Genomic DNA, 6,000 nt, shown 5'->3' on the forward strand with positions numbered 1-6,000 from the left:
AGAACGGCGGCGTACCCGAGTGCCCGCCCATCCCGGCCAGCACCTCGGCGTATGCCGGACGGGTGTCCAGCCGGCCCCGAACCGCGGCCAGGTCACACCCGCCTTCGTCGCGGCATAGGCCGCGGCCTCGCGGATCTGAGGGTCGGCGTCATCGAGCAGGGCCACCAGAGGCTCCAGTTGAGCGGTGACCGCTGTCCGCACCGACGTGAAGGCGGCACCGTGGGCGTGCCGATCGTCGGCCAGCATGCCCAGCATCCAGACGAACTGGTCACGGCGGTTCGCGGCCCCCACGGCAAGTTCCGCGAGGAACGGCACCGCTCTTCGAAGTCTGCGCGCTACTCGTACTCCTGCCCGCACCGGGCCAGCTCCGCGAGATCTGCCCAGCCGAGGGAGCCGACGGGGTGCTCGCCCGGCTCCGGTTCGCTCACCAACGGCACGACGGGGCCAGGAACGGGTTTCCGTAGGCCGTCGTCCTCGCTCCAGCCACCCAGCGCGCCGGCCATCCCACATTCCAGGTACGCCTGAGGATCGAAGTTGTACCAGCGCAGGTCCGTGGCTCGCACGCATCCTGCCGTCCGGGGGGCGTCGACGCCGAACCGGGCGTACTCGTCGAGTGGTCCCTGCTCGGCGAAGTCGGCCAGGTCCGCGATCTGAGACAGCACGACGGCTTCCCAGTCGGCATACGACGTCGGCTCGTCGGTGTAGCGGAACGACGCCGAACGCCACGAGGGCTGCAGCGGCGCCGGCTCGACCGTGCCCGCCGCCACGACCATCGCGGCCACCGTGTCCAGGTCCAGCGAGACCCGACCCGACAGCGGCCGGGCGACCCGCCACCACGAACGCAGGAACACGTCCAGGCTGCGCGCGGCCGCGTTCATGCGTTCGCCCGCTGAGACAAGGCGTCGGTAGAGGTCACGGTTCGTGTGGCAGACCGGCCCTGGTGGCCCGTCGACCCAGTAGGTCTGCTTGTGCACCACACCGGACTCCAGCGCCAGGACCCTGGCCAGCGCCTCGATCCGGTCGGCGAAGACGCCCACGCGAACCCGGTTGCCGTTGTCGTCCTGCCGCCAGAGCTCCCACGCAGCCACGGCAACCACCGTAGTTGTTGCCCACCCCGCCGAGGAGCCCCGACCCCGCTACGTCGCGGCGATCGGGTAACCGATCGTGTCGAGGTCCTTCCGTAGGTCGGTGACGGTGAGTTGCGGGTTCAGGGCCCGTACCACGGTGTCGGTGAGCGGCTGCCGGGCGACGACATGCTCGACCGCGGCCCGGTCCGCCTCGACCTCGTAGTAGTCGCCGGCGAACTCGACGAACCGGTCGACGATGTCGTCGAGCAGGATCTCGAGCATGTCCGACCCGTCCGGCCCCGGGTCGTACGGTCCGCGCAGCGGTGGGAAGGTGATGCCGTCGCCGGCGCACCAGCGGTCGTCACCGGCCAGCCGCCACAGCACGGCGGTGGCGGTGAACTGCCCCGCCTCGTCGCAGAACGCTGGCTCCTCCAGTTGCGGGCGGAACACCGCCGGGATGCCGTCGGTCAGGCCCGGCCACAACTCGTGGTCCGGATCGCGGTAGGGCGACATCGCCGACTCGTGATCGAAGACCCAAATGAACGCGCCGTGTGCGGTGAACACGACGGTCCACTCGTCACCGCTGCCGTTGCTCATCAGCGCCGCCTCGCCCTCGCCCCAGGTCGGGGTGTAGACGTAGTAGGGCGCCCCGCCGTCGATGATGCGCTCCAGCACGGCCAACGCCTTGCAGCGCTGCTGCAGGCGACCGATGGCGGGCAGCCTGGCGGCGACGTCGTACACGGTCACCGGGTGACCCTACGCCGGCAGGTGCCGATTCGATCACCCACCTGTGTCGCCGCTGGCGGCTCAGTCGAACGTGATGCGCTGGGCGTCGGAGGGTATCCATGGGCCCGACTCCGCGGTCCAGCCGAAGTCGTACTGCTCCACGGCCTCGATGAATCCGGCCGGCGGCCGGTAGGAGTGGGCGGTGACGTAATGCCAGATGAGCGAGGGCCCGGCAAACATCACGCCCGGCCCCGGCACCCTGATCTCGGTGTGTCCCAGCCAGAGGATGCCGCTCGGGTGGGCCACAGAGAGCATGGGGTCCTCTGGGCGGCTCGGGCAGAAGGGGCACCGGCTGTATCCGCGCATCGTGTTGACACGGGCTGCCGCGATGATGTCGAGCAGCGAGTTGGCGAACCAGCTCGGGGTGGGGCCCTCCTCGAACGGGTGGGAGGCATCGAGCCATCCCACGTTGATCCGGTCGTATCCGGGCCGGAACTCAAGCCAGCCCCAGTCCGTCTCGATGATGTCGACATCGCTGTAGCGATAGATGCTCAGGTCCTCGAAGTAGGCCACCTGAGGTTCGTACCAGAGCTGCCGGTTGCCGCTCGCTGCGCCAGCCGCGTCACCTTGGTAGGCCGTACGACCAGTGCAGCGCCACGTCGGGCTTCATCCGTAGCCACAGGGCGGTGGCCGGCGAATCGTCCGGAAAATCGACCCGTAGCAGCTCGCGACCATGGATCCGGTCGACTCCGACGCCTCGAACGCCGCGCAGATCCAGGTCGAGCAACTCGGCTCCGCCGGGGGCGGTCCGCAACCGTAGGCGAACGACCTGGTAACCCGGCTCGATGTACATCTCGATGTCGTAGCCGGCTCGCGTGGTCTGGAACGTCACCGCCGTGTAGGGCCACAGCTCTCGCCAGTCGAACTGGTATCCAATCTCCCGCTCGTCGTCCGCGTACCGGTAGACCGGCTCCGCCTCGAACAGCCAGATCAGGTCCTCGTAGCTGGGGACCGGCTCCATGACCACCGGAAGATACTGCCGTACGCCATCGCTGCGGTCGGCGACCACCTCGTCGACGGCGCGACAGAGGGCCACGGTGGACTGGCGGAGCTTCGTATTCGATCGTGGCGGGTGCGGCGATTCGATGGGATTCGCGATGACTCTGTGCAGTGCCTCCGGTGTCGGCGCTGCTGGCCTGGTCCCAGATCGGGGCTTGGAAAACCAGTGCCGTGCCCGATGATCGGTGGATGATCGCGGCAACCTGGCGGGTGGTGGGGCGGGCGTTTCCCGGTCCGGGGGTTCTGGCGGTGTGGGTGCTCGTGACTGTGCCAGCTCCGCTGATCGTCTTCGAGGGGACTCACCGGTGGGAGGAGGACCAGAAGGTTTCGACTGCGCTGTGGTGGATCGTGGGGGCGGTGCCTGTGCTCGCTGCCGTGGTGGCAGCGAAGTGGACACGGTGCACCGGTCAGCGTCGCGCTGCCTCGGTCGTGATGGCGGCTGTCGTCGCGGCCACGCTGATCAGTGCGGGGTTCGTGGGCGCGACGGTGGCTGTCTATCGGTGGGTTGTCCCGCTCAGTGGCGCGGCTCAGTGGTGGAGCGTCCTGTTCGGCAGCGTTCCCTTGGCGATCTGTGGTGCGGCGGTCGGTTACCTGCTCGCCCGAGTCCGGTTGCGGCGTAGCCCAGTGTCGGCCCGACGTGGCTATGTCACTGGCGGAATCGCCGCCATGGTGGGTGCCTTGCTCGCCGAGCTGACCGTGCAGCTTGGCGCTGAGGGCAGCACGGTGTGGTACGACCCGGTCGAGTACGGGGCAGTGGGCCAGTATGCGGCCCCGGCCAGTGAGCAGCGGGAATTGAGGCTGCCGGCGGCAGGCCAGTACGCGATTTTCGCGGTGGGCTTCGCACCACGCAGCCCTGACTGCCGAATCACTGGCGCCGACCGAGCTGTCGTGCCGGCGAAGTTGGTCACCATCGCACCCGGCGACTACGGAGGTGACGCGGCCTCCTATGCCTGGGTCGCTTCCTTCGAGGTTCCCGTGCCCGGTACCTATTCGCTGTCCTGCCGTACCGACGACCAGCAGGCGTCGTACACCGTCGGAGAAGTTCCGCAGATCCGCGGGGCGGTGAGTGCGCTGATCCACTGGCCGCTGATCGCGATCTGGTTGCTCGGTGCCATCCCTGGTCTGCTGATCATCGCGGAAACCGCCAGGCGGCGTACCAGGCGCCGGTCAGCGCCAGGCGCGATGGCGGAGCCGTAGCCGTCCGGTCGGGTTCGCTTCGCGTCCCGAGGCCGGCGGCCGGGATGGCACGATGTGCGCCGTGGGTTGGTTTCTGGTGGTGACGCCCCTGCACCAGGCGGCCGAGAACGGTGCAATCGAGTGGGCGGCTGAGGCTGAGTATTCCTGTGGTCTGCCCGAGGAGGCACCGACCCTCCGCGCGCTGCCGACTGTGGAGCAGGTCTTGCTAGCGTTTCGGAAGGCTGGCTGCCACGGCACTCCGTGGTTCCAGGTTGTCGGGCGTGGGGTGACCGAAGAGCTACCGGAATGTCCGGGCGCGGCCAGCTGTGTGCCGGCGGCTGGTCTGGACCTGGGAGAGGTCAGGCTGGGTGTCGACGGTGCCAGCCCTGACGAGCCTGTGGAGTTGCACCAGGCGGTGACCGACATCGGGTTCCGCAAGCCGTCGGGACGTGCCGTGCTGGCGGCGGCCGTGGCGCTGGCATCGCAGGCCGGGCCGCTGCTGGTGCTCGACGACAGCGGTGGGAACGCGTTCGTGGTGTCGCCGGGCGACGAGCCGGCCCACCTGGCCGAGCACTGGCCCTGGTAAGCCGGCGCGGTGGAACCGCTTCTCCCTGACGCCCAACTCGGTGGGTCCACCCCGGCATGCGCTCTCCGGCTCACCGTTCAGTTACCGGGCAGAATTCGACGGTCACTGCCCGTGGCGGGGCGGCCGTTACGTGCCGGACTCATTGGCGTTCTTGACAGTCTCGGTCTCGTTGGGACATTCTCTGGGCCAGCTCGTTCCCTGGTCTTCCAGCACGCCGACGACTGCTTTCAAGGTTGGCGTCCCACGTTCCAGCCTCATGAAAGAGGAGGTCCATTTGCGTCGCAATATCGTAGCCAGCTTGGCTGTTCTTGTCGTCGGGCTCGGTTTCTTGGTGCCGCAGGAGTCTGCGCTTGCCGCCGCCGGCGCGCCGTTCAAACTGCCCTACCGGGCGGGGCACGCGTACACCGTCACCCAGACCCCCGGGAGTGGCTTCTCCCACAACGACGGCTACAACCGGCATGCCGTTGACTTCGCCATGTCGCAAGGCACCCCGATCGTCGCCTCGGCGGCCGGCACCGTCCACTTCGAGGGATGGAGCGCCGGTGGCGGCATCATCGCTCTCATCGACCACGGCAACAATCGCTGCTCCCAGTACGCCCATCTCAGCGCCACCATCGTCAACCGGGGACAACGGGTCGCCCAGGGGCAGCAGATCGGTTCGTCCGGCGCTACTGGAAACGTCACCGGCCCGCATCTGCACTGGAATGTCGTCTACTGCGACTCCCAGCTCAGCCGCGAAATCCCGAACACGGTGGAGGTCGGTACCAGTTACCCCACCGGCACCGCGCCGGTGAGCCAGAATCGCCTGTCCACCGGCCTACCCGGGGCCGACGGCGAACGGGTGTCCGACTTCAGTGGTGACGGTGCCGCCGACGTGCTGGGGGTCGACGCCAGCGGTGACTTCTGGTACTACCCCCACAATGGGGCCGGCCTCAGCGCCCCGGTCGAGATCGGGCATGGTTGGGCGGCTTTCAAGCACGTGATGGCGGCGGACTGGAGCGGCGACGGAGCTGCCGACGTCCTGGGTGTCGACTCCTCCGGGAGGCTGTGGTACTACCCGAACAACAGCTACGAGCTGTCCGGCCGCACGCAGATCGGGCAGGGTTGGTCGACGTTCCGGCATGTGATGGCTGCGGATTGGAGTGGCGACGGGGCCGCTGACGTTCTGGGTGTCGATTCGGGCGGGAGTCTTTGGTATTACCCGCACAGTGGTGCTGGCCTCGGTAATCCGGTCAAGATCGGGCACGGCTGGTCGACGTTCCGGCATGTGATGGCTGCGGATTGGAGCGGTGACGGGGCCGCTGACGTTCTGGGTGTCGATTCGGGCGGGAGTCTTTGGTATTACCCGCACAGTGGTGCTGGCCTCGGTAATCCGGTCAAGATCGG

The 6,000-nt window shown here is 68.2% G+C and carries 7 protein-coding genes; 3 read left to right on the forward strand and 4 right to left on the reverse strand.

The window, feature by feature from the left end; genetic code table 11:
* Positions 1 to 335 precede the first annotated feature (335 nt).
* From ABZ809_RS09690 to ABZ809_RS09705, 4 genes are read right to left on the reverse strand one after another with little or no spacing between them, the layout of a single operon-like run.
* A complete protein-coding gene (locus ABZ809_RS09690; RefSeq protein ID WP_357562038.1) occupies positions 336 to 1,088 on the reverse strand; it encodes a hypothetical protein in 753 nt (250 codons plus the stop codon).
* Positions 1,089 to 1,136: 48 nt separating this feature from the next.
* On the reverse strand, positions 1,137 to 1,814 hold the full coding sequence (locus tag ABZ809_RS09695) for a hypothetical protein (protein WP_357562039.1): 678 nt from the start codon (positions 1,812 to 1,814) through the stop codon (positions 1,137 to 1,139).
* Positions 1,815 to 1,874: 60 nt separating this feature from the next.
* Positions 1,875 to 2,366: a hypothetical protein gene (locus ABZ809_RS09700; RefSeq protein ID WP_357562040.1), complete on the reverse strand. Its 492-nt coding sequence runs from the start codon at positions 2,364 to 2,366 to the stop codon at positions 1,875 to 1,877.
* A 49-nt stretch (positions 2,367 to 2,415) separates the two neighbouring features.
* Complete coding sequence (locus ABZ809_RS09705) at positions 2,416 to 2,889, reverse strand: hypothetical protein (RefSeq protein ID WP_357562041.1); 474 nt, start codon at positions 2,887 to 2,889, stop codon at positions 2,416 to 2,418.
* 83 nt (positions 2,890 to 2,972) lie between these two features.
* On the opposite strand from ABZ809_RS09705, the gene ABZ809_RS09710 reads away from it, so the two are divergent.
* From ABZ809_RS09710 to ABZ809_RS09720, 3 genes are all read left to right on the forward strand, one after another.
* On the forward strand, positions 2,973 to 4,049 hold the full coding sequence (locus ABZ809_RS09710; RefSeq protein WP_357562042.1) for a hypothetical protein: 1,077 nt from the start codon (positions 2,973 to 2,975) through the stop codon (positions 4,047 to 4,049).
* 61 nt (positions 4,050 to 4,110) lie between these two features.
* Complete coding sequence (locus tag ABZ809_RS09715; protein WP_357562043.1) at positions 4,111 to 4,614, forward strand: hypothetical protein; 504 nt, start codon at positions 4,111 to 4,113, stop codon at positions 4,612 to 4,614.
* 256 nt (positions 4,615 to 4,870) lie between these two features.
* A partial coding sequence (locus ABZ809_RS09720) for a peptidoglycan DD-metalloendopeptidase family protein (protein WP_357562044.1) occupies positions 4,871 to 6,000 on the forward strand: 1,130 nt, incomplete at its 3' end.

The sequence above is a fragment of the Micromonospora sp. NPDC047074 genome, assembly GCF_040643815.1.
GTDB lineage: Bacteria > Actinomycetota > Actinomycetes > Mycobacteriales > Micromonosporaceae > Micromonospora.